The following is a 23177-nucleotide window of genomic DNA, read 5'->3' on the forward strand; positions in this document are numbered from 1 at the left end:
TTAACCGACGGATCCTTCCATGCTCATCTCGATGAGCTTATTCAGTTCGAGCGCGTACTCCATGGGCAGCTCGCGTGCGATGGGCTCGATGAAGCCGCGCACGATCATGGCCATCGCCTCCTCCTCGGAGAGCCCGCGGCTCATGAGGTAGAAGAGCTGGTCCTCGCTGACGCGGGTGACGGTCGCCTCGTGCGCGAGGGTGGCGTCGTCGGTGCGGATGTCGATCGCGGGGTAGGTGTCGCTGCGCGAGATCGTGTCGACGAGCAGGGCGTCGCAGACCACCGAGTTGGCGGCGTGGTGGGCGTTCGCCTCCACGCGCACCTCGCCGCGGTAGCCGGTGCGGCCGCCGCCGCGCGCGATCGACTTCGAGAGGATCGACGACTTGGTGTGCGGCGCGAGGTGGATCATCTTGGCGCCCGCGTCCTGGTGTTGGCCGGGGCCGGCGAACGCGACCGAGAGGGTCTCGCCCTTGGCGTGCTCGCCGGTCAGGTAGATCGACGGGTACTTCATGGTGACCTTGGAGCCGATGTTGCCGTCGACCCACTCCATGGTGGCGCCCTCTTCCGCGATCGCGCGCTTGGTCACCAGGTTGTAGACGTTCGTGGACCAGTTCTGGATCGTCGTGTAGCGCACGCGGGCGTTCTTCTTCACGATGATCTCGACGACGGCCGAGTGCAGCGAGTCGCTCTGGTAGATCGGAGCGGTGCAGCCCTCGATGTAGTGGACGTAGCTGTCCTCGTCGGCGATGATGAGCGTGCGCTCGAACTGGCCCATGTTCTCCGTGTTGATGCGGAAGTAGGCCTGCAGCGGGATCTCGACGTGCACGCCCTTCGGCACGTACACGAAGGAGCCGCCCGACCAGACGGCCGTGTTGAGGGCGGCGAACTTGTTGTCGCCCGACGGGATCACCGTGCCGAAGTACTGCTCGAAGATCTCCGGGTGCTCGCGCAGCGCGGTGTCGGTGTCGAGGAACAGCACGCCCTGGGCCTCCAGGTCCTCGCGGATCTGGTGGTAGACGACCTCGGACTCGTACTGCGCGGCGACGCCGGCGACGAGGCGCTGGCGCTCTGCCTCGGGGATGCCGAGCCGCTCGTAGGTCTCCTTGATCTCCTCCGGCAGCTCCTCCCAGGTGGTGGCCTGCTTCTCGGTGGAGCGCACGAAGTACTTGATGTTGTCGAAGTCGATCTCCGAGAGGTCGGCGCCCCACGCGGGCATCGGCTTCCGGTCGAAGATCTGCAGCGCCTTGAGGCGCCGCTGCAGCATCCACTCGGGCTCGTTCTTCAGCGCCGAGATCTCGCGCACGACCTGCTCACTGAGGCCGCGCTTCGCCGTAGCGCCCGCCTCGTCGCTGTCGTGCCAGCCGAACTCGTACTGGCCCAAGCCTTCGAGCTCGGGTCGGTCGATCAACACCTCTGGCATGATCACTCCCTCAATTCTTCGTCTCGCCGAGCTCAGACCGCGTGAGCGTGCGAAGCGAATCGAGCGCACAGGTCTGGCTCTGCAGCGGTGCAGTAGTCTGGGCTTCGGACGGAGCCGATCCGGTGCTGTGCACCTGACCACGGCTCGCCGTACGCAACCACAGCTTCCCATTCTACAGGTTTCGGCCCAAAACGGGCGGGGACTCGCCCACGGCGAAACCGTGCGCGGGAAGCGCCCGAGAGGAGCTTCGTTGTCCACCCCGAGCAGTTCGATCGCCACTTCCGCATCCGGGTCACGCGGGAAGGACTTCGGCGTCGTCGGAGGCGCCGCCCGGCCGTCGGGGCTGCTGCGCTTCGCGGCCTGGGTCTCGTTCGTGCTCAACGTGGTCATCATCGGCACGGGCGGCGCGGTGCGTCTGACGGGTTCGGGCCTCGGCTGCAGCGAGTGGCCGCTCTGCACCCCGGAGTCGCTCACCCCCACCCCGGAGCTGGGCATCCACGGCCTCATCGAGTTCGGCAACCGCACGATCAGCGGCCCGATCCTGATCTTCGCCGTGCTCGTGGTCGTGCTGAGCTGGCGGCTGCACCTCAAGCTGCAGCGACGGCTGCGACGCGATCTCGCGGTGCTGTCGACGCTGGTGCTGGGCCTCGTGCTGCTGCAGGCGGTGGTGGGCGGCGTCATCGTGTGGCTGCACCTGAACGCCAACCTCGTCGGGTTCCACTACGTCGTGTCGCTGCTGCTCGTGTGCCTCACCGCCGCCTACCTCGTGCGCATGTACGAGTCGCCGCTGCCTCGCGAGCTCGCGGTGCCGCGATCGTTCGCGATCCTCACCCACGTCACCACCTTCGTCATGGCGATCAGCATCTTCGTGGGCGTGCTCACCACCGGCGCCGGCCCGCATTCGGGCGACGACCGGGTCGTGCGCGACGGCTTCGACGCCTCGCTGCTGGCGCACGTGCACGCCTGGCCGGGCTACGCCGCGCTGGCGCTGACCGTGGTGCTCGTGGTCTGGGCGACGGTGCAGCGCCTGCGGCCGCGCGCCTGGGGCTTCGTGCTGCTGGGCGTGCTGCTCGTGCAGATCCTGGTGGGCGTCTACCAGGCGCGCAACGGCCTGCCGCCGTTCGCGGTCGGCGTGCACATGGTGCTCGCCTCGCTCACGGCTGCGTCGATGACCGTGGTGGTGCTGCGGCTCAAGCGGCCCCGCGGTCGAGTGGAGGAAATCCCGGCAGAAGCCGTGTGAAACGCCGGAAGTTTCTCCACTCGGTGGGGGTATCGGTGGGGCTATGCAGAGCGTTCGTCGAGGAGGCGGGCTAAGTCGGGGCGGATTCGCCGTTCCGGGCGTCCGCAGAAGGCGAGCATGCGCTTCCCCGCCTCATGCAGAGACGGCAGCAGGTCTTCGCTATACAGCACCATGATCCGCCACTGCGCATCTCGCGCTTCCTGATGTTTGCGCGCGTCCCGCTTGCGCTGCGCGAGCGAGTCGAGGTGCTGTCTCCCGTCGAACTCATACAGGGTGAGCATCTCCTCATCCGCCGCGTCGAAGCGCCCGATCCACTGCCCTGCGACGGTGTGCAGCTCGTGCTGCAGCAGCAGTTCCCCTCCCCCGGCGCGAACGTAGGCGAGCCGCATCAGCGTTTCCATCCGTGAGTCTGCACCGACGCGGGCGAGCGCGGCGGCCTCGCGAAAACGCACCACGCCGCGGCCTGTCGCCGTCGCCGCGAACTCCCGCAGCTGCTGAGGCTGCACCTGCAGAAACGCATCGTATCTGTGAGGGTTGCGTCGCAGCAGATGATCGAGCGCCACCACGAGCTCGGGAAACGGGAGCTGCAGCGCGCACTGCAGCACGGCTTCGAGCGGTTGCGAGACCGGGATGCGCTCCTCGTGGCCGGGCACCGCGCAGAAGTAGCCCTGCCGGCTGAGGTGGCGATGCCCGGTCACCTCGGCGCATTCGATGCGGCCCGCCTCGCGCGGGCGGGACACATCGACCTTGGCGGAAGCCGGCACCCTGATCGGGCAGTCGAACAGGGCCAGCGCTGTGGCGTGGCTGAAGCGCTCCTGGGGGCGCAGTCTCGGCAGGTACTGCAGCGCTCGACCCGCCAGTGTGTCGGCGAGCGGCGTTGCGGATCTCACCCCGGGAAACGGGCTGTGCCAGCGCGGATGGTCGAAGGTGTCCTTCCCGTAGCCGAATCGGACGGCATCGCGCACCAGGAACGCGCGACCCCTGCGGGTCGGGTCGGCGGGCGTCTCGAAGTCCATGCCCTCATTCTGCAGACCTCACACCCTCGCCCCTGCGTTATCCACAGAACCCCGTACGCGCTCGCGGTCGAAAGGAGAAAATCTCGGCGGAACGCAGGTGAGCCGGCTGAAATTTCTCCACTCGGCGGGGGTGCGCGGGAATCAGAAGGGCAGCAGCGGATCGATCGCGATCGCGAGGGAGAGCACCGAGAGGTAGGTGATCGAGCCGTGGAAGACCTGCATCGGCTTGCCCTCGTGGCCGCGGATGGCGCTGCCGTAGAGACGGTGCGCCTGCACGATGAAGTAGCCGCCCGAGAGCAGTGCGACGACCGTGTAGAGCCAGCCGATGCCGGGCGCCGGGATGAGCAGCAGGCTCGACGCGACGGTCGCCCAGGTGTAGAGGATCACCTGCAGGCCGACGGTGGCGCGGCCCCGCACCACTCCGAGCATGGGGACGCCGGCCGCGGCGTAGTCGTCGCGGTAGCGCATCGACAGCGGCCAGTAGTGCGCCGGAGTCCAGAGGAAGATGATGGCGAAGAAGACCCACGCGGGCCAGTCGAGCGAACCGGTGACCGCGGCCCAGCCGATGAGCACGGGGAAGCAGCCCGCGATGCCGCCCCAGATGATGTTCTGCTCGCTGCGGCCCTTGAGCCACATCGTGTAGACGACCACGTAGGTGAAGATGGCGGCGGCGCCGAGCACCGCGGACAGCCAGTTGGTGGTCGCCCAGAGCCACGCGATCGACACGACGCCGAGCACCCAGGCGAACACGAGCGCGTTGCGGTCGGAGATCTCACCGGTCACGAGTGGGCGGTTCTTGGTGCGCTGCATGAGGCGGTCGGCCTCGCGGTCGATGTAGCAGTTGAAGGCGCCCGCCGATCCGGCGCTCATCGCACCGCCGATCAGCGTCGCGAGCACCAGCCAGAGGTTGGGCAGCCCCTGCTCGGCCAGGATCATGGCCGGCACCGTCACCACCAGCAGCAGCTCCATGACGCGCGGCTTCGTGAGTGCGACGTAGTTCTTGACGACGCGTCCGAAGGAGCGGCGGGGCTGCTCGGATCGCGCGGGGGTCTGCGACTGGGCTGAGATCTCGGTGGACATCACCCTCTATGCTACCCCGGCTGCCGTAGGATTGTTGAGGTGTGCGCGAACGCGCTCGGATTCTTCCCGTCGAAAGGTGACTCTTGGGAAACGAACTGCAGTGGGACGAGCTCGATGATCTCGCGGTGAACACCGCGCGGGTGCTGGCGGCTGACGCGGTCGAGAAGGTGGGCAACGGCCACCCGGGCACCGCCATCAGCCTGGCGCCCCTCGCCTATCTGCTGCATCAGCGGGTGATGCGCCACGACCCCGCCGACGCCGAGTGGATCGGCCGCGACCGCTTCATCCTGTCGGTGGGCCACTCCTCCCTCACCCAGTACGTGCAGCTCTACATGGGCGGCTACGGGCTGGAGCTCGAGGATCTGCAGGCGCTGCGCACCTGGGGTTCGAAGACCCCCGGGCACCCCGAGTACGGCCACACCGCCGGCGTTGAGATCACCACGGGCCCCCTCGGCCAGGGCCTCGCCTCTGCCGTGGGCTTCGCCTACGCGGCCCGCTACGAGCGCGGCCTCTTCGATCCCGAGGCCGCGCCCGGCACCAGCCCTTTCGACCACTTCGTCTACGTCGTCGCCGGCGACGGCGACCTGCAGGAGGGCGTGACCGCCGAGGCTTCGAGCCTCGCCGGTCACCAGGAGCTCGGCAACCTCATCGCCGTCTACGACTCCAACCAGATCTCGATCGAGGACGACACCGACATCTCCTTCTCCGAGGACGTCGCGCAGCGCTACGAATCGTACGGCTGGCAGGTCATCGAGGTCGACTGGAAGAAGACGGGCGAGTACGTCGAAGACCTCGTCGAGTTGAACGCCGCGATCGAGGCGGCGAAGGCCGAGACGGGCAAGCCCAGTCTCATCATCCTGAAGACGATCATCGGCTGGCCCTCCCCCGGCAAGCAGAACACGGGCGGCATCCACGGCTCGAAGCTGGGCGGCGAGGAGCTCGCGGGCCTGAAGCGCGCGCTCGGCTTCGATCCCGAGCAGCACTTCGCGGTCGCCCCCGAGGTGATCGCGCACACCCGCAAGGCTGTGGATCGCGGCGCGGAGAAGCGCGCCGAGTGGCAGCGCTCCTTCGACGCGTGGGCGGCGGCCAACCCCGAGCGCAAGGCGCTGCTGGATCGTCTCGAAGCCGCCGAGCTGCCCGAGGGCGCGTTCGAGGCGCTGCCGGTCTTCGAGCCCGGGGAGAGCGTCGCGACGCGCTCCGCGAGCGGCAAGGTGCTCGCCGCGCTCGGGCCGATCATGCCCGAGCTGTGGGGCGGATCCGCGGATCTCGCCGGTTCGAACAACACCACGATCCCCGGCGCCCCCTCGTTCGTGCCGAGCCGCCGGTCCACCTCGGCGTGGCAGGGCGACCCCTACGGCCGCGTGCTGCACTTCGGCATCCGCGAGCACGCGATGGCGGCGATCCTCAACGGCATCCAGCTGCACGGCAAGACGCGCAGCTACGGCGGCACCTTCCTGCAGTTCGCCGACTACATGCGCCCCGCCGTGCGGCTCGCGGCGCTCATGAACGTGCCGAGCATCTTCGTGTGGACGCACGACTCCATCGCCCTCGGCGAGGACGGCCCCACCCACCAGCCGATCGAGCATCTCGCCTCGCTGCGCGCGATCCCGAACCTGGCGATGGTGCGCCCGGCCGACGCGAACGAGACCGCGATCGCCTGGCACGAGGTGCTGAGCCGCCACGCCGGCCCGACCGGCCTCGCCCTCACCCGCCAGAATGTGCCCGTGCTGCCCCGCGGCGGCGAGTTCGCGTCGCCGGAGGAGGCCGCAGACGGTGTGCGCCGCGGCGCCTACGTGCTGGCCGACTCCCCCACCGCTTCGGTCGACGTGCTGCTCATCGCGACCGGCTCCGAGGTGCAGCTGGCGGTCGAGGCCCGCGAGCGGCTCGCCGCCGACGGCGTCGGTGCGCGCGTGGTGAGCGCCCCCTGCCTGGAGTGGTTCGCCGAGCAGAGCGCCGAGTACCGCGAGAGCGTGCTGCCGGCGTCGGTCGCCGCGCGCGTCAGCGTCGAGGCGGGTCTCGCGCTCGGCTGGGAGCGCTACGTCGGCGATCGCGGCCGCTCGGTGTCGATCGAGCACTTCGGCGCCTCCGCCGACTACGAGACCCTGTTCCGCGAGTTCGGTATCACGACGGAGGCCGTCGTGGACGCGGCCAGGGAGAGCCTCGCAGAGGTCGCGCGATGAGCGAGTCGACCCGCGCCCTCAGCCGAGCCGGCGTCAGCATCTGGCTCGACGATCTGTCGCGCTCGCGGCTCGACAGCGGTGAGCTGCGGGCACTGATCGCGAGCCACGACGTGGTCGGGGTGACCACCAACCCGACGATCTTCGCCGGTGCGATCGGCGGCGGTATCGGCTACGGCGAGCGGATCGCGGCGTGCGCCGCACGCGGTCTCGACGTCGCGGCCACCATCGTCGAGCTCACGACCGCCGACGTCGCCGACGCCTGCGATGTCTTCGCCGAGGTGTACGCCGAGTCGGGCGGGCGCGACGGCCGCGTGTCCATCGAGGTGGAGCCGGGCCTCGCCCGCGATACCGCGGGAACCGTGGCGCAGGCGCGCGAGCTGTGGGCCAGGGTCGACCGCCCGAACGCGATGATCAAGATCCCGGCGACGATCGAAGGCCTGGAGGCCATCACCGAGACCGTCGCCGCTGGCATCAGCGTGAACGTGACGCTCATCTTCAGCCTGGAGCGCTACCGCCAGGTCATCAACGCCTACCTCACCGGGCTCGAGCGCGCCCGCGCCGCCGGCCACGATCTGTCGGGCATCCACTCGGTCGCGTCGTTCTTCGTGTCGCGCGTCGACACCGAGATCGACGCCCGCCTGCTCGCGGTGGGCACGGCGGATGCCCGCGCCCTCACCGGCCAGTCCGGTGTGGCGAACGCGCGTCTCGCCTACGAGGTGTTCGAGCAGGCCTTCACCACCGAGCGGGCCCGCCTGCTGCTCGACCTCGGGGCGAACGCGCAGCGGCCGCTCTGGGCGTCGACCGGTGTGAAGGATCCGTCGCTGCGCGACACCCTGTACGTCGAGGAGCTCGTCGCCCCGCAGACTGTCAACACGATGCCGGAGGCGACGCTGAACGCCTTCGCCGACCACGGCGAGGTGCGCGGCGAGACCGTCACCTCCGAGTACCTGGAGTCGAACCAGCTGCTCAACGCGATCGACGCGCAGGGCATCGACTACGCGGAGGTCACCGAGAAGCTCGAACTGGAGGGGCTGCAGAAGTTCGAGGCCTCGTGGGACGAGCTCTGCGGCACCGTGGCGCGGGCGCTGACGGCGTAGGGACCGCGCGGGCTTGGAAGAGGGTGCACACCATGGTTGAGATCGGGATCGCGTTCGGCGACGACGTCGCGCAGGCGAACGGAGAGCGGGCCGGCGAACTCGTCGACGCGCTCGTGCGGGATCGCGCGGCGAGCCGGCTGTTCGCGCACGACGCCGGCCTGTGGGGCGCCGAAGCCGAGGCCGAGGCCTCGATCCGGCTGGGGTGGACCGACTTCGCTCCCGCGGCTGAGCTGCTGATCCCCGGCATCGAGTCGCTGCGCGAGGAGTTCGCGCGTGACGGCGTCGACCGGATCGTGCTGTGCGGCATGGGCGGATCGAGCCTCGCTCCCGCCGTGCTCGCTCGCTGGGCGGGCGTCGAGCTGACGATGATCGACTCGACCCATCCGGCGGTCTTGGCGCGGGCGCTGTCCGGCGATCTCGCCCGCACGGCGGTCGTGGTGAGTTCGAAGTCGGGCAGCACCATCGAGACCCGCAGCCACCTCGCGACCTTCGAGCGGGCGTTCCGCGAGGCGGGCATCGATCCGGCCTCGCGCGTGGTGATCGTCACCGATCCCGGCTCCCCCCTCGACGAGGAGTCGCGCGCGGTGGGCCGGCGCGTGTTCAACGCCGACCCGGAGGTCGGCGGGCGCTTCTCGGCGCTCACGGCTTTCGGCCTCGTGCCCTCCGGCCTCGCCGGCGTCGATCTCCGGCGTCTCGTGGACGAGGCGGAGACGGTGCGCGCGACGCTTGCGCGCGACGACGCCGCGAACCCGGCGGTGCGTCTCGCGGCGGCGATCGCCGCGGGCCTGCCGCAGCGCTTCGTGCTCGTGGTGGGCGAGGCCGCGAACGCCCGCTGGGGGCTCGGCAGCTGGATCGAGCAGCTCGTCGCCGAATCGACCGGCAAGGAGGGGCACGGCGTGCTGCCGATCGCGCTGCACCCTGAGGCCCCCGAGTTTCGCGAGGTGCCGCCGCAGGCGGTGGTGGTGAACGTGGCCGACGGTTCGGTGCAGCCCGGCTCCCCCGACCGCGGCATCGTCGTCGCCGCGCCGCTGGGCGCGCAGCTGCTGCTGTGGGAGACCGCCACGGCGCTGCTCGGGCGGCTCATGGGCATCGACCCCTTCGATCAGCCCGATGTCGAAGCGGCGAAGGTCGCGGCGCGCGCCGCGCTCGCCGAGGCCGACGGCTCGGCGCCGCCGGCTCCGACTGCGCCGCCGACCGCCGAGATCCTGCGCCGTCTGCGGGAGTCCGTTCCCGCCGGCGGCTACCTCGCGATCCAGGCCTACGTCGATCCGCAGGGCGAGATCGCGGAGGCTCTGAGCGAACTGCGCGACCGTCTCGCCTCGCAGCTCGGCGTGCCCACCTCCCTCGGCTTCGGTCCGAGCTACCTGCACTCCGTCGGGCAGCTCCACAAGGGCGGGCCGGCGCTCGGCGCGTTCCTGCAGATCGGAGACACCGGCGCCCCGGAGGTGCCGATCCCCGGTTCTGAGGGCTTCGGAGTGCTCATCGCAGCGCAGGCCCGCGGCGACCGGGAGGTGCTCGCGGAGCGGGGCCGGCCGGTTATCGCGGTGACGCTCGCCGCCGACGACCGCTCCGTCATCGACGCGCTGCTCGCCGCGCTCTGAGCGCCCGCGCACGACGAATACGACGAAGCCCCGGTCCGAGTGGACCGGGGCTTCGTCGTTGAACGAGGTGCGAGCGCTACACCGACTTCGCGGTGCCGCGACGGGCGCGCAGCTTCTGCAGCGCCGCCTCGAGCAGTTCGTCGGCCTCCTCGGGCGTGCGGCGCTCCTTCACGTAGGCGAGGTGCGTCTTGTACGGCTCGTTCTTGAGGAGCTGCGGCGGGTTCTCGCGGTCGCGCCCGGCCGGGAGGCCGGTCGTGGGCGAGTCGATCTGCTCGGGGATCTCGTCGGTGGAGACGTCGGCCGCGAAATAGCGGATCGTCTCGTTGCCGAGCGCATCCCAGTAGGAGATCTGAATACGTTCGGCGCGCGCTCCGTGGTCCTTCTCCCCCATGGGGCCGGATCCGACGCGGGCGCCGCGAATGGCGTTACTGCCTGGCAATGGATACCTTTCTGCTACAGAACTGCGAAGATCGGGGCGCCGTGCATTCTCGACGAGACACCGGCTCCGTCTGGGGTCCGAGGATCAGACCACCGAGAAGCGGGCAAGCAGCCCGAGACCCACGATCGACGCGACCCACACCAGCGATACGACGACGGTGATGCGGTTGAGGTTGCGCTCAGCGACGCCCGACGAGCCGAGGCTCGAGGTCACGCCGCCGCCGAACATGTCGGAGAGGCCTCCGCCGCGGCCCTTGTGCAGCAGGATGAACAGGGTGAGCAGCAGGCTCGTGATCACGAGGATGACGATCAGGGCGATCTTGAGGATGAGCACGCAGGTCACCTTTCAGGGGTTGAGGGCGCGGGAGGCCGACGTCTAGTATACCGCTCGCGAGCTGGGCGCCGGGTGCGGCGCACCCGGCGCCGGCGCTCAGGAGCCGGTGACGTGCTTCTTGAACTGGATGATGCGGGTGAACTCGTCAGACTTCAGGCTCGCCCCGCCGACGAGCGCGCCGTCGACGTCGGGCTGGCGCATGAAGCCGGCCACGTTCTGGCTCGACACGGATCCGCCGTAGAGCACGCGCGTGGCGTCGGCGCGTTCGTCGCCGCAGAGTTCGCGCAGCGACTCGCGGATGGCCTTCGCGACCTCCTGAGCCTGCTCGGGGGTGGCGGCCTGGCCGCTGCCGATCGCCCAGACGGGCTCGTAGGCGATCACGAACTCGGCGTCGCGGGGCAGCGGTGCGAGGGCGGCCGCCAGCTGGGCCAGCGGAATCGCCGCGGCGCCGTGCTGCTCGAGGTCTTCGGCGGTCTCGCCGACGCAGATCATCGGCACCATGCCGGCGCGGTGGGCGGCGAGGGCCTTCCTGCCCACGAGCTCGTCGCTCTCGCCGTGGCCATGCCGACGTTCGGAGTGGCCCACGAGCACGTAGTGCACGTCGAGCTTGCCGAGCATCTGGGCCGAGACGTCGCCGGTGTAGGCGCCGGCCTCGTGCGGCGAGACGTCCTGGGCGCCGAGCACAAGCGACAGCTTGTCGGCCGCGACCAGGGTCTGCACGGAGCGCAGGTCGGTGAACGGCGGGAACACCGCCACCTCCGTGCTGCTGTAGTCGTGCTTGACGTCCTTGAGCGCCCAGGAGACCTTCTGCACCAGGGCGATGGCCTGGAGGTGATCCAGGTTCATCTTCCAGTTGCCGGCGATGAGCGGGGTGCGCTGAGCGTTCGCGGTCACGCGAGCACCTCCAGTCCGGGAAGCGGCTTGCCTTCGAGGAATTCGAGGCTCGCACCGCCGCCAGTCGAGATGTGGCCGAACTGGTCGTCCGAGAATCCGAGGGCGCGCACCGCGGCGGCCGAGTCGCCGCCGCCGACGACGGTGAAGCCGTCGTTCTCGGTGAGCGCCTTCGCGACGGCGCGGGTGCCCGCTGCGAAGGCCTCCATCTCGAAGACGCCCATGGGGCCGTTCCAGAAAACGGTCGCGGATTCGGCGATCACCTCGGCGAACGCGGCGGCGGAGTCGGGGCCGATGTCGAGGCCGATGCCGGCGTCGCCGAAGCTCGACGACTCGATGGCGTCGGCGGGCACGACCTCGTGGGCGGCGTCGGCCGCGAAGGCCTCCGCCACGACCACGTCGGTGGGCAGCACGATCCGCACACCGCGCTTCTCGGCCTCGGCGAGGTAGCCGCGGACGGTGTCGAGCTGATCCTGCTCCAGCAGGCTCGCCGCGACGGCGTGGCCCTGGGCCGCGAGGAAGGTGAACAGCATGCCGCCGCCGACGAGCAGCGTGTCGACGCGCTCGAGGAGGTGGGAGATGACCCCGAGCTTGTCGGAGACCTTCGAACCGCCGAGCACCACCGTGTAGGGGCGCGCCGGGTCGACGGTGAGGCGCTGCAGCACCTCGAGCTCGGCCGCGACGAGACGCCCGGCAGCGCTCGGCAGCACCTCGGCGAGGTCGGTCACGCTCGCCTGGCGGCGATGCACCACGCCGAAGCCGTCGGACACGAAGGCGTCGCCGAGCTCAGCGATCCGCTCGGCGAAGGCGCGCCGTTCGGCGTCGTCCTTGCTGGTCTCCCCCGCGTTGAAGCGCAGGTTCTCGAGCAGCACGACGTCGCCGTCGTCGAGTGCGGCGACCGCCGCCGACGCGTGGGCGCCGACAGTCTCGTCGACGAACTCGACGGGGGCGCCGAGCAGCTCCGACATGCGCACCGCCACGGGCTTCAGCGAGTAGCGGGCTTCGGGTTCGCCCTTCGGCCGGCCGAGGTGGCTGATGAGGACGACTTTCGCCCCCGCATCGCGGAGTTCGCGGATCGTGGAGAGCGAGGCGCGGATCCGGCCGTCATCGGTGATGACGCCGTCGGACAGCGGAACGTTCAGATCGCAGCGGACGATGACGGTGCGGGAGCGCAGGTCTCCCAGTGATTCGATGGTGCGCATGCCGGGCGGGGCTCAGATCAGGCCGGGGGTCTGCGAGCGGGCGGCCTCGAAGCGGCGGGCCACATCCTGCCAGTTGGCGATGTTCCAGAACGCCTTCACGTAGTCGGCGCGCACGTTGAGGTAGTCGAGGTAGTAGGCGTGCTCCCACACGTCGAGCATGAGCAGCGGCACGGTGCCCGCGGGCAGGTTGCCCTGCTGGTCGAAGAGCTGCACGATGTTGGGGCGCTGGCCCAGCGCATCCCACGCGAGCACGGCCCAGCCGGAGCCCTGCACGCCCAGCGCGGTGGCCGTGAAGTGGGCCTGGAACTTCTCGAACGAGCCGAAGAACTCGTCGATCGCGGCGGAAAGCTCACCCTCGGGGCGCTCCCCGCCCTCGGGCGAGAGGTTGTTCCAGAAGATGGTGTGGTTGACGTGACCGCCGAGGTTGAAGGCGAGATCCTTCTCCAGCTTGTTGACGGCGGCGAGGTTCTCGGCGTCGCGGGCCTCGGCCAGCTGCTCGAGGGCGGTGTTCGCACCGGTCACGTAGGCCTGGTGGTGCTTGTCGTGGTGCAACTGCATGATCTTGCCGCTGATGTGCGGCTCGAGCGCGGCGTAATCGTAGGGAAGCTCGGGGAGTGAATAGGCGGCCATGAGGCGCTCCAATCTCTGCGTTCGACAGTTGACGGTTCAAGTCTAGGGCTCCGGCGCCCGGAAATGGCGGAGAATCGATCCGGGCCGGAGGGGGTTGACGCGCCGAGGCGCGTCGGTCACATCGAGTCGAGCTCTTCCGGCAGGCTGGCCTCGGTGCCGGGGATCCCGCGGGCCTCGGCCTCCTTGTCGGCCATCGCGAGCAGACGTCGGATGCGACCCGCGACGGCGTCCTTCGTGAGTGGCGGATCGGCGCGGGTGCCGAGGTCGTCGAGGCTCGCCTCGCGGTGCGCGAGGCGCAGTTGCCCCGCGTAGTGCAGGTGCTCCGGCACGCCCTCGCCGAGGATCTCGAGCGCTCGTTCGACACGGGCGCATGCCGCGACGGAGGCCTGGGCCGAGCGTCGCAGGTTGGCGTCGTCAAAGTTCACGAGCCGGTTCGCGGTGGCGCGGGTCTCCCGGGCACGGCGCAGTTCGTCCCACGCGGAGCGCGCCTGCTGCGCGCCCATCGCGCCGAGCATCTCGCCGATGGCCTCGCTGTCGCGGATCATGACCTTGTTCTGGCCGCGGATCTCGCGGCTCTTCGCCTCGATCCCGATGCGGCTCGCAGCGCCCACGAGCGCCATCGTCACCTCGCTGGTGGGGCACACGATCTCGAGGGAGGCGGATCGGCCGGGCGCGGTGATGCCGCCGCGGGCGAGGAACGCGCCGCGCCAGATCGCCGCGAGCTCGGCCTGAGCGCCGGTCGTGAGGCGGTTCGGCAGGCCGCGGATCTGGCGGCGCCGCTGGTCGAGCAGGCCGAGTTGACGGGCGAGCGTCTCGCCGTCGAGCACGCGCACGAGGAACTGGGGGGCGCCGGGCCGGGTGCTCGACGGCGGCAGCTGCTTCGCCTCCGAGCGCACGCCGTAGAGCTCGGCGAGATCCTTGCGCACCCGCTGCACGATCTGCGGGGTGTGCAGTTCGGCTTCGAGTGCGATGCGACCCGAGATCGTGTGCAGGCCGCCCGCGAGACGCAGAATCGTGGCGACCTCGGCGACGCGCTCACCGGTGCGCTGCACCGGGAACCGTACGAGTTCGCTCTTCACCTCGGGAGTAGACAGCACGAATCAGATCCTTTCGGAGAATGAGGGTTGAGGGGGCGCTGCGACGCGCGGGCTACTCGCGGCCGAGGTCGCGGTGGCGCAGGCTGACGCTCACACCCGGCAGGCCGGCGAGGCGGTCGGCGAGCTCGCGGGCCGTCGCGACCGAGCGGTGCTTGCCGCCGGTACACCCTACCGCGAGTGAGGCGTGCCGCTTGTTCTCCCGCTGGAAACCGGCCAGCACGGGGGCGAGGGCGGCGACGTAGTGGTCGAGGAACTGGTCGGCGCCGTCGCGGCTCAGCACGTAGTCCTTCACCTCGGGGTCGACGCCCGTCAGGGGGCGCAGCTCGGGGATCCAGAAGGGGTTGGGCAGGAAGCGCATGTCCACCATGAGGTCGACGTCGGTGGGGGCGCCGTACTTGAAGCCGAAGCTCAGCACGGAGAGCTGCAGGCCGGGCGTGTTGTCGTCGGAGAAGAGATCCCGGGTGGCGGTCGAGAGGTCGTGCACGTTGTAGCGGGAGGTGTCGATCACCACGTCGCTGGAGGCGCGCAGCTCCTGCAGGCGCTCGCGTTCGAGGCGGATGCCTTCGAGCAGGCTGCCGGCCTCCCCCTGCAGCGGGTGCGGGCGGCGCACCGACTCGTAGCGGCGCACGAGGATCTCGTCGGTCGCGTCGAGGAAGACGACGCGCACGGTCGCCGACTCGCGCAGCTCGTCGATGACGTCCTGAATCTCGGCGAAGAGGTCGCGTCCGCGCACGTCGACCACGGCGACGATGCGCGGCAGCGCCCCGCCGGAGCGGTCGGCCATGTCGGCGAGGGTCTTCAGCATCGAGAGGGGCAGGTTGTCGACGACGTACCAGCCCAGGTCTTCGAGCGTGTTCGCGACCGTGCTGCGCCCGGCCCCGGACATGCCCGTGACGATGAGGATTTCCTGTCCGGATACCTGCTCGTTCACGCCGTGTTCCCCTCGTCTGGCGCTCCCTGGGGCGCGCCCGCTGATGCCTCATCGTTCGGTGCCTCAAGTTTAGCCGCAGCCGGTGAGCCCGGTTCTGCAGCTGCCGACTCGGGCGCCGGCTCGGCTGCGGGCTCGGTCGCCGCGCTGTCGGAGGAGGCGAGGTGGGCGAGGATCTGCTCGGCGAGTTTCGGCCCGAGGCCGGGGGCGGACGCGAGTTCGTCGTGCGAGGCGGCGCGCAACCTGGTGACGGAGCCGAAGTGCTTGAGCAGCCCCTGCACGCGCTTCGGACCGAGGCCGGGGATCTCGGAGAGGCGGCTGGCGATCGAGGTGCTGCGGCGCTGCCGCTGGAAGGTGATGGCGAAGCGGTGGGCCTCGTCGCGCACGCGCTGCACGAGGAACAGCGCCTCGCTCGTGCGCGGCAGGATGACGGGGAACGGGTCGTGCGGCAGCCAGATCTCTTCGAGGCGCTTCGCGATCCCGCACAGCGCGACGTCGGTGATCCCGGCGGCGTCGAGTGCGCGCGCCGCGGCCCGCACCTGGGGTTCGCCGCCGTCGACGATGAGGAGCTGGGGCCGGTCGCGGTAGACGCCGCTGGGCTGCTCCCCGGCTTCGCGGGCGGCGTTGAGCTGCGCAGCCCGGCGGGAGACGACCTGGTGGATCGAGTCGGTGTCGTCGCTGGTCTGCTCGATGCGGTACTTGCGGTAGGCGCCCTTCGCGGGCAGCCCGTCTTCGAAGACCACCAGCGATGCGACGACGCCGGTGCCCTGCAGATGCGACACGTCGATGCACTCGATGCGCAGCGGGGGCTCGTCCATGCCGAGGGCCTGCTGCAGCTCGGCGAGGGCGTCGGTGCGGGCCGTGAGATCCGCCGCCCGCTTGAGCTTGTGCCTGATGAGGTTCTCCCCCGCGTTCAGCACGGCGCGATCCATGAGCTGCGCCTTGTCGCCCCGTTCGGGCACTCGCACCCGGACCCGCCCGCGGCGGGGCCGCTGCGCGCTCAGGGCCTCTTCGAGCGCGGGGGTGTTCTCGGGCAGCAGCGGCACGAGGATCTCGGGCGGGGGCTCCCGTTCGCCGTCGTAGGCCGACTGGATCACCTGCTCCAGCAGCTTCGCCGGTGAGCCGTCGAGTTCGACGTCGACGATCCAGCTGCGCTCTCCGCGGATGCGGCCCTCACGGATGATGAACTGGTGCGCGGCCGCGGCGAGCTCGTCGCTGCGCAGGCCGAACACGTCGAGATTCACGTCGAGCTTCGAGCCGGTGCCGAGCACGACGGCGTTCTTCTCCATGACGTGTTCGACGGCCTGCGCCTGGTCCCGCATCCGGGCGGCGTCCTCGTACCGCTGCTCGGCCGCGGCGTCGCGCATCGCGCGCTGCAGTTCGCGCAGATGCCGGGTGTCGCCGCCGGCGAGGAAGGCCACGAGCTCGTTCACGCGCTCGCGGTGCGCTTCGACGGTGATGAGGTGGGAGCAGGGGCCGTGGCAGCGGCCGATCTGCCCGGCGAGGCAGGGACGGCCGCTCTGCATCGCGCGCTTGTAGTCGGCGTCGTTGCAGGTGCGGATCGGGAAGGCCCGCTGCAGCAGCTGCGTGGTCTCGCGCAGCGCCCACACCTTCGGGTACGGGCCGAAGTAGCGGGCGCCTCGGATCCGCTCGTTGCGCGTGATGATGAGCCGCGGCGCCTCCTCGCGCAGTGTGACGGCGAGGTAGGGGTAGGTCTTGTCGTCCTTGAACTGCACGTTGAAGGGCGGCTTGAACTCGGTGATCCAGGTGTGTTCGAGCACGAGTGACTCGGTGTCGGTCGCGACCACCGTCCAGTCGACCTTCGCCGCGAGCGTCAGCATGGTGCGGGTGCGCGGCATCAGCGAGTGCAGCGGCTGGAAGTAGTTGGAGAGTCGCGCGCGGAGGTTCTTCGCCTTGCCGATGTAGAGCACGCGCCCGTGCCTGTCGCTGAACCGGTAGACGCCGGGGCTGGTGGGGATCTCGCCCTGGGCCGGCCGGAACGCGGCGCGGTTGTCGACGGGCTGGATCAAGCCGACGCCTTCGCGGCGGTCGCTTCGAGGGCGCGCGCCGACTTCGCGGCCCACCCGTCGAGCACTTCGGCGAGGAATCGGCCGGTGTGGCTCTCGGGGTGCTTGGCGAGCTGCTCGGGGGTGCCGGTCGCGAGGATCGTGCCGCCGCCCGATCCGCCCTCGGGACCGAGGTCGATGACCCAGTCTGCGCTGCGGATCACGTCGAGGTTGTGCTCGATCGTGATGACCGTGTTGCCCTTGTCGACGAGGCCGTTGAGTACGAGCAGCAGCTTGCGCACGTCTTCGAAGTGGAGGCCCGTGGTGGGCTCGTCGAGCACGTAGATGCTGCGGCCGTTCGAGCGCTTCTGCAGCTCGGTGGCGAGCTTGACGCGCTGCGCTTCGCCGCCGCTGAGGGTGGTGGCGCTCTGGCCGAGGCGCACGTAGCCGAGGCCCACGTCGACGAGCGTCTTCATGTAGCGGTGGATCGACGAGATGGGGCGGAAGAACTCCTCGGCCTCGGCGATCGGCATTTCGAGCACCTCGGAGATGTTCTTGCCCTTGTAGCGCACCTGCAGCGTCTCGCGGTTGTAGCGCTTGCCGCCGCAGGCCTCGCAGGCCACGTAGACGTCGGGCAGGAAGTTCATCTCGATCTTCAGGGTGCCGTCGCCGGAGCAGGCCTCGCAGCGGCCGCCCTTGACGTTGAAGCTGAAGCGGCCGGGCAGGTAGCCACGGGTCTTCGCCTCGGGGGTGTCTGCGAAGAGGTTGCGGATCTTGTCGAACACGCCGGTATAGGTAGCGGGGTTGGAACGGGGCGTGCGCCCGATGGGGGCCTGGTCAACGTGCACCACTTTGTCGAGGTGTTCGAGGCCGGTGACGCGGGTGTGCTTGCCCGGCACGAGGCGGGCGCCGTTGAGCTGGTTCGCGAGCACCCGGTAGAGGATGTCGTTGACGAGCGTCGACTTGCCGGAGCCGGAGACGCCGGTGACCGCGGTCATGACGCCGAGGGGGAACACGGCGTCGACGTTCTGCAGATTGTTGGAGCGCGCCCCGACCACGGTGAGCTCGCGCTTGCGGTCGCGCTTGCGGCGCTTCTTCGGGGTGGCGATGCTGCGCCGGCCGGCGAGGTAGTCGCCGGTGATGGAGGCGCGGTTCTCGAGCAGTTCGCGGTACTCCCCCGAGTGCACGACGGTGCCGCCCTCGACACCGGCGCCGGGGCCGATGTCGACGATCCAGTCGGCGGCCTCGATGGTCTCCTCGTCGTGCTCCACCACGATCAGGGTGTTGCCCAGGTTGCGCAGCTTGATGAGGGTCTCGATGAGGCGGCGGTTGTCGCGCTGGTGCAGGCCGATGCTCGGTTCGTCGAGCACGTAGAGCACGCCGGTGAGGCCGGAGCCGATCTGGGTCGCGAGGCGGATCCGCTGCGCCTCACCGCCGGAGAGGGTGCCCGCGGCGCGTGCGAGGGTGAGGTAGCCGAGGCCGACCTCGATGAGGAAGTCGAAGCGCAGCCTGATCTCGCGCAGCACCTGCGCGGCGATGCGCGCCTCGCGCTCGGTGAGGATCACCTCGTCGAAGAAGCGCTTCGCGTCGGTGAGGCTGAACTCGGTGACGCCGGAGATCGACTCGCCGTTCACGGTGACCGCGAGCACCTCGGGCTTGAGCCGCTGGCCGTGGCAGGCGTGGCAGGGCACCTCGCGCAGGAACTCCTGCCAGCGGTCGCGCTTCGTGTCGCTCTCGGCTTCGGCGTACTGGCGCTCGATGAAGGGGATCACGCCCTCGAAGCCGCTGGAGTACTTCACCTCGCGGCCGAATCGGTTCTTCCAGCGCACGTTGACCTTGAAGTTGTTGCCGTAGAGCACGGCGGCGTGCACGTCTTCGTCGAGCTCGGCCCACGGGGTGTCGAGCGAGAAGCCGAGATCCTTGGAGAGGCCGGTCAGCAGCTTCTCGTAGTACTGGTAGAGGCTCTTGCCCTGGCTCGTCCACGGCACGATGACGCCCTCGGTGATGGAGAGCGCGGGATCGCCGAGCACGAGATCTTCGTCGACCGACATGCTCGTGCCCAGTCCGGAGCAGGCGGAGCAGGCGCCGAACGGCGCGTTGAAGGAGAAGGTGCGCGGCTCGATCTCGGTGAGCTGCACGGGATGCTGGTTGGGGCAGCTCAGATGCTCGGAGAAGAGCCGAGTGCGATCCTCGTCGCCGGCCTTGCGGTCGACGAAGTCGATTGCGACGATGCCGCCGGCGAGCCGCAGCGCGGTTTCGAGGGAGTCGGTGAGTCGGCCCAGCATCTCGGGGCCGGCCACGAGGCGATCGACGACGACGGAGATGTCGTGCTTGATCTGCTTCTTGAGCTTGGGCGGGTCGCTCAGCTGCACGAGCTCGCCGTCGACGAGCGCTCGGGAGTAGCCGGCGGCGGCGAGGTCCTGGAAGAGGTCGACGAACTCGCCCTTCTTCTTGCTGACGACCGGTGCGAGCACCTGGTAGCGGGTGCGCTCGGGGAGCTCCATGAGCCGGTCGGCGATCTGCTGCACGGTCTGCGATTCGATGCGCTCACCGCAGACGGCGCAGTGGGGCACGCCCACGCGTGCCCAGAGCAGGCGCATGTAGTCGTAGATCTCGGTGATGGTGCCGACGGTGCTTCGCGGGTTGCGGTTGGTCGACTTCTGGTCGATCGAGACGGCGGGGCTCAGGCCCTCGATGAAGTCGACGTCGGGGCGGTCGACCTGGCCGAGGAACTGCCGGGCGTAGGCGCTGAGCGATTCGACGTAGCGGCGCTGGCCCTCGGCGAAGATCGTGTCGAAGGCGAGGCTCGACTTGCCGCTGCCCGACAGTCCGGTGAAGACGACCATCGAGTCGCGCGGGATCGAGAGGTCGAGGTTCTGCAGATTGTGCACCCGGGCGCCCTGCACGCTGATCTGGGCGTGCGCGGCGGACGACCGGATCTGGCTGGTGCTGGTGGGTGCGGCGCTGTTCGAAGTCACTGATCCATCCTATGCCGCGGGGGCTGAAAATTCGAACGTGTGTACGAGTGGTCTCGGTGATTTCGCCGCGGGCGCACTTCCCCATCCCGGGTCCTTTCGGGTATTATTGACGCAAGTAGACAAAAGGAGTCGCCATGTCGATCGCCCAGCTCCCCGCCCGCGGTCCGCGCGAGGGCCGAGACGATCGCGGCGGCGCCGCGCAGCCGCGTCGCGATCGCCTCACCGCGCTCATCACCCAGCTCGAAGACGAGCACCTCGACATCGCCGAAGAGCTCCTCGCCGACATCCTCGCGCACCAGCGCGCCGATGTGCGCGCGCTGACGGGCGCCGAGACCGCGGTGCTCGAACGGCTCGGCGTGACCGAGGCCGAGATGCAGCAGCCCAGCTCGCTGCCCGCCACGCGGCGCAGCCGGCTGTGGGAGCGGCAGCAGGCCGAGCGCGGCCTCACCGTCGGCGAGGCCGCCGAGATGATCGGAGTCACCCCGGCCCGGGTGCGGCAGCGCTGCGCGGCGCGCACACTGCTCGCCCAGCGCCGGAGCGACGGCTGGCACCTGCCCTCGTTCCAGTTCCTCGACGGGCGAGAACTGCCCGGCTGGTCGGGGGTCGCTCCCGCGATCCCGGCGGGCACCCCGCTCCCCCTCGTCGAACGGGTGCTCACCTCCCCCGCGATGCGCCTGCGGGTCGACGGCGAAGAGCTCGCGCCGTTCGAGTGGCTGGCCCAGGGAGGGGATCCGGCCCTCGCCGCGGCCGCCGTCGACGACGCGCTGAACCGGCTGCCGTGAGCGAGCAGCTGCCGGCGCCGGATCCGGCCCGCTTCCCCGAGCTCGACGCCGACCCGGGCTGGGTGCTGAGCGTGCCGACTGGAACACTGATCGCGCGCATCTTCCGCGCTGGCGGTGCCCACCCCGTCGCGTGGCACGAGTTCCGCACCTTCGGGCCGCTCGACGGGCGCTTCGACCCCCACCCGCTGCCCGTGGGCGAGCACGAGGGCGTCGGAGTGCTGTACGGCGTGCTCGAAGCCGAAGCCGAAGCCGAAGCCGAAGCCGAAGCCGGGCGGGTCGGCGAGGCTGTCGGCGGTCCGGCGAGGTCCGGAGCGAGCGCCGTCTCGGGGCCGCCGCGGGGCGCGGTCGGCGGAGCCTTCGCCGCCGCCCTGCTGGAAGTGTTCCAGGCGCAGCGCATGATCCGCCTGCGCGACGGCTCCCCCACTCTCGCGGCGTTCGAGGCGACGCGGCCGCTGCGCCTGCTCGACCTCTCGGACAGCGATTGGATCACGGTCGCCGGCGGCAATGCGGCGATCTCCTCCGGTGATCGCGAGCGGTCCCGTGCGTGGGCGCGCGCGATCGCGCAGCGCTACCCCGAGCTCGACGGCGTGGTGTCCGCGTCGTCGCTCGTGCCCGATGCGCGGGTGGTCGCACTCTGGGCGGGCGCCGCCGACGCGCTTCCCAGGCATCCGGCGGCGCTGCTGCCCCTCGGCCGGGATGAACTCATCGGCGTCATCGACCGGATCGCGGAGCGCTACGGTTATCTCGTGCTGTGATGCAGGCTCGGCGCGATGAATGTCAGTGGTCTGGGGCAGGGGGCCGACAGGCCTCCCCGATCCCGGTCGCTCCCGGTGCTGGCTCGCACGTGCGCGAGCAGCCGCCCGAGGGATGTCGGTGAAATCTGGCGCCGGTCGCTGACGCCGTGCGCGTCCGATTCGTTCTATCGGCCCGCGCGGTGCGGCGCGTACGCTGGCCCCTATGACCCTGAAATTCGACTTCATCGCCATCGTCACGGCCGACCTGCCGGCCTCGCTCGCGTTCTACCGCGCTCTCGGGGTGGACATCCCCGCAGGCCAGGAAGATGCACCTCATGCGGAGGCCGCTTTGCCGGGCGGGATGACGCTCGCCTGGGATCCGGTCTCGACGATTCAGAGCTTCATGCCCGATTTCGAACTTCCCGCGCCCGGCGGCGGTCGGATCGGCTTCGCCTGCCGCGCGGAAAGCCCCGCTGAGGTCGACCGCGCTTACGCCGAACTCGTGGACCGGTATCCGGAGGCTGCGCACACCGCACCCTGGGATGCACCCTGGGGCCAGCGCTACGCGACCGTGCTCGACCCCGACGGCAACTCGATCGACCTCTACGCGCCGCTCCCCTCAGACCCCGCCTGAGCCCGTCGGCCCCCGCCCTCGGGCATTGACCCGCGAATGGTCGCAGCGTCCGAACCGTGCCGCACCCGCCTGACCGCACGCGACCTAAGCCGGTACCGTCACTCTCGGGGCTGCTGAGGCGGAGGTCGCGGTGGGCGGCGCCGGCGTCGAGGTCGCGGTGAGACGTGCGGGAGTACTGCCGATGATGCGTGCGAAATCTCGGGTCATGTGCGACTGGTCGGCGTAGCCCGCGCGCTGAGCGACCTCCGCGGGAAGCGCGCCGCCCACGAGCATGCCGCGGGCGCGTTCCGCACGCAGCACGCCGCGCAGAGCGGCATAGCCGTAACCGAACGACTGCTGCATGCGTCGCCGCAGCTGACGCTCCGAGTAGCCGAGTCGCGCAGCGAGCCGAGGAAGCGGCTCACCGCGCGATGCGGCTGCGCTGACGATCGCTGTCCACCGCAGATCAGCGATATCCGGGTCGAGGTCGAGGGCGCCCGCCACCGCGCCGGCTGCCTCGTGCAGGTTTCGAGCCCGGATCGGCGCGCGCAGCGCTCGCTCCCCGCGACCGGAGAGCGAGGCCGAGAGCAGATCCCGGGCGGGAAGGATGCGATCCCGCACCTCGGCGGCCTCGGCGTCGAGCAAGACGCCCGCGAAACCGGGCGTGAACCGCAGCCCCACTGTCGGACCCTGGCGGCTCCCCTGCGCGACGAGCCACCGTGTCGACGGGCCGGCCAGGATCAGTTCGTCATCGCGCAGGATGAGATCCGCGCAGCCGTCTGCCGGAATGATGGTCGCGTGCTCGCTCGGGCTGGCCATCCACAGGACGCCGAGGCCGGGGATGGCGACTTCGCGATACACGGCGGCTCCGATCCGGGGCTGGGCTCGATGGGCGGGCGAGACGGGCTTGG

General features: G+C 70.2%; 20 protein-coding genes. 7 read left to right on the forward strand and 13 right to left on the reverse strand.

Annotated elements, in window-relative coordinates; translation table 11 throughout:
- Nucleotides 1-1419: a Fe-S cluster assembly protein SufB gene (gene sufB, locus H629_RS0102930; protein ID WP_024355863.1), complete on the reverse strand. Its 1419-nt coding sequence runs from the start codon at nt 1417-1419 to the stop codon at nt 1-3.
- A gap of 250 nt (nt 1420-1669) precedes the next feature.
- On the opposite strand from sufB, the gene H629_RS0102935 reads away from it, so the two are divergent.
- Nucleotides 1670-2659, forward strand: a complete 990-nt coding sequence (locus H629_RS0102935; protein WP_024355864.1) for a COX15/CtaA family protein — start codon at nt 1670-1672, stop codon at nt 2657-2659.
- Nucleotides 2660-2700: 41 nt separating this feature from the next.
- Here H629_RS0102935 and H629_RS14410 read toward each other — a convergent pair whose 3' ends face one another.
- Nucleotides 2701-3675, reverse strand: coding sequence for a hypothetical protein (locus H629_RS14410; RefSeq protein WP_024355865.1), 975 nt, complete (start codon nt 3673-3675; stop codon nt 2701-2703).
- Between the two features lie 141 nt (nt 3676-3816).
- Nucleotides 3817-4755 carry a heme o synthase gene (locus tag H629_RS0102945; protein WP_024355866.1) on the reverse strand — a complete coding sequence of 313 codons (939 nt, stop codon included), beginning with the start codon at nt 4753-4755 and terminating at the stop codon, nt 3817-3819.
- An 83-nt stretch (nt 4756-4838) separates the two neighbouring features.
- Here H629_RS0102945 and tkt point away from each other — a divergent pair, with 83 nt between their 5' ends.
- The 3 genes from tkt to H629_RS0102960 are packed head-to-tail and all read left to right on the forward strand — an operon-like array spanning nt 4839 to nt 9633.
- Nucleotides 4839-6935, forward strand: coding sequence for a transketolase (gene tkt / locus H629_RS0102950; RefSeq protein WP_024355867.1), 2097 nt, complete (start codon nt 4839-4841; stop codon nt 6933-6935).
- On the forward strand, nt 6932-8032 hold the full coding sequence (tal, locus tag H629_RS0102955) for a transaldolase (protein ID WP_024355868.1): 1101 nt from the start codon (nt 6932-6934) through the stop codon (nt 8030-8032). Before tkt ends, tal begins: the two co-directional genes overlap by 4 nt.
- A 32-nt stretch (nt 8033-8064) precedes the next feature.
- Nucleotides 8065-9633, forward strand: a complete 1569-nt coding sequence (locus H629_RS0102960) for a glucose-6-phosphate isomerase (RefSeq protein WP_024355869.1) — start codon at nt 8065-8067, stop codon at nt 9631-9633.
- Nucleotides 9634-9709: 76 nt separating this feature from the next.
- Here H629_RS0102960 and H629_RS0102965 read toward each other — a convergent pair whose 3' ends face one another.
- From H629_RS0102965 to uvrA, 9 genes are all read right to left on the reverse strand, one after another.
- On the reverse strand, nt 9710-10072 hold the full coding sequence (locus H629_RS0102965; protein WP_024355870.1) for an RNA polymerase-binding protein RbpA: 363 nt from the start codon (nt 10070-10072) through the stop codon (nt 9710-9712).
- A gap of 84 nt (nt 10073-10156) precedes the next feature.
- On the reverse strand, nt 10157-10405 hold the full coding sequence (gene secG / locus H629_RS0102970) for a preprotein translocase subunit SecG (RefSeq protein WP_024355871.1): 249 nt from the start codon (nt 10403-10405) through the stop codon (nt 10157-10159).
- A gap of 96 nt (nt 10406-10501) precedes the next feature.
- Nucleotides 10502-11299: a triose-phosphate isomerase gene (tpiA, locus tag H629_RS0102975; protein WP_024355872.1), complete on the reverse strand. Its 798-nt coding sequence runs from the start codon at nt 11297-11299 to the stop codon at nt 10502-10504.
- Nucleotides 11296-12498, reverse strand: coding sequence for a phosphoglycerate kinase (locus tag H629_RS0102980; RefSeq protein ID WP_024355873.1), 1203 nt, complete (start codon nt 12496-12498; stop codon nt 11296-11298). The genes tpiA and H629_RS0102980 overlap by 4 nt, the downstream gene beginning before the upstream one ends.
- A 12-nt stretch (nt 12499-12510) precedes the next feature.
- Complete coding sequence (locus H629_RS0102985; RefSeq protein ID WP_024355874.1) at nt 12511-13128, reverse strand: superoxide dismutase; 618 nt, start codon at nt 13126-13128, stop codon at nt 12511-12513.
- 116 nt (nt 13129-13244) lie between these two features.
- Complete coding sequence (gene whiA / locus H629_RS0102990; protein WP_024355875.1) at nt 13245-14225, reverse strand: DNA-binding protein WhiA; 981 nt, start codon at nt 14223-14225, stop codon at nt 13245-13247.
- Nucleotides 14226-14277: 52 nt separating this feature from the next.
- Entirely contained in the window at nt 14278-15156 is an 879-nt protein-coding gene (gene rapZ, locus H629_RS0102995; RefSeq protein ID WP_024355876.1) for an RNase adapter RapZ, read from the reverse strand.
- On the reverse strand, nt 15153-17183 hold the full coding sequence (gene uvrC, locus H629_RS0103000; protein ID WP_024355877.1) for an excinuclease ABC subunit UvrC: 2031 nt from the start codon (nt 17181-17183) through the stop codon (nt 15153-15155). Before uvrC ends, rapZ begins: the two co-directional genes overlap by 4 nt.
- Nucleotides 17180-20098, reverse strand: a complete 2919-nt coding sequence (gene uvrA, locus H629_RS0103005; protein WP_029746516.1) for an excinuclease ABC subunit UvrA — start codon at nt 20096-20098, stop codon at nt 17180-17182. The genes uvrC and uvrA overlap by 4 nt, the downstream gene beginning before the upstream one ends.
- Before the next feature lie 173 nt (nt 20099-20271).
- On the opposite strand from uvrA, the gene H629_RS14415 reads away from it, so the two are divergent.
- The 3 genes from H629_RS14415 (at nt 20272) to H629_RS0103020 (ending at nt 22287) form a co-directional block, all read left to right on the forward strand.
- Nucleotides 20272-20919 carry a hypothetical protein gene (locus tag H629_RS14415; RefSeq protein WP_024355879.1) on the forward strand — a complete coding sequence of 216 codons (648 nt, stop codon included), beginning with the start codon at nt 20272-20274 and terminating at the stop codon, nt 20917-20919.
- On the forward strand, nt 20916-21674 hold the full coding sequence (locus H629_RS0103015) for a hypothetical protein (RefSeq protein WP_024355880.1): 759 nt from the start codon (nt 20916-20918) through the stop codon (nt 21672-21674). The genes H629_RS14415 and H629_RS0103015 overlap by 4 nt, the downstream gene beginning before the upstream one ends.
- 202 nt (nt 21675-21876) lie before the next feature.
- Complete coding sequence (locus H629_RS0103020; protein ID WP_024355881.1) at nt 21877-22287, forward strand: VOC family protein; 411 nt, start codon at nt 21877-21879, stop codon at nt 22285-22287.
- Nucleotides 22288-22371: 84 nt separating this feature from the next.
- Here H629_RS0103020 and H629_RS0103025 read toward each other — a convergent pair whose 3' ends face one another.
- Nucleotides 22372-23127, reverse strand: a complete 756-nt coding sequence (locus H629_RS0103025; RefSeq protein WP_024355882.1) for a helix-turn-helix transcriptional regulator — start codon at nt 23125-23127, stop codon at nt 22372-22374.
- Nucleotides 23128-23177 lie beyond the last annotated feature (50 nt).

Origin of the sequence: Leucobacter chironomi DSM 19883 (genome assembly GCF_000421845.1) — a bacterium.
Taxonomy (GTDB): domain Bacteria; phylum Actinomycetota; class Actinomycetes; order Actinomycetales; family Microbacteriaceae; genus Leucobacter; species Leucobacter chironomi.

Bases quoted from the DNA above. Each gene is read 5' to 3' on its own strand.
- tal (WP_024355868.1), top strand. From the start codon at position 6,932: ATGAGCGAGTCGACCCGCGCCCTCAGCCGAGCCGGCGTCAGCATCTGG.
- H629_RS14410 (WP_024355865.1), bottom strand. From the start codon at position 3,675: ATGGACTTCGAGACGCCCGCCGACCCGACCCGCAGGGGTCGCGCGTTC.
- H629_RS14415 (WP_024355879.1), top strand. From the start codon at position 20,272: ATGTCGATCGCCCAGCTCCCCGCCCGCGGTCCGCGCGAGGGCCGAGAC.
- sufB (WP_024355863.1), bottom strand. From the start codon at position 1,419: ATGCCAGAGGTGTTGATCGACCGACCCGAGCTCGAAGGCTTGGGCCAG.
- H629_RS0103020 (WP_024355881.1), top strand. From the start codon at position 21,877: ATGACCCTGAAATTCGACTTCATCGCCATCGTCACGGCCGACCTGCCG.
- H629_RS0102945 (WP_024355866.1), bottom strand. From the start codon at position 4,755: ATGTCCACCGAGATCTCAGCCCAGTCGCAGACCCCCGCGCGATCCGAG.
- H629_RS0102960 (WP_024355869.1), top strand. From the start codon at position 8,065: ATGGTTGAGATCGGGATCGCGTTCGGCGACGACGTCGCGCAGGCGAAC.
- H629_RS0102985 (WP_024355874.1), bottom strand. From the start codon at position 13,128: ATGGCCGCCTATTCACTCCCCGAGCTTCCCTACGATTACGCCGCGCTC.
- H629_RS0102980 (WP_024355873.1), bottom strand. From the start codon at position 12,498: ATGCGCACCATCGAATCACTGGGAGACCTGCGCTCCCGCACCGTCATC.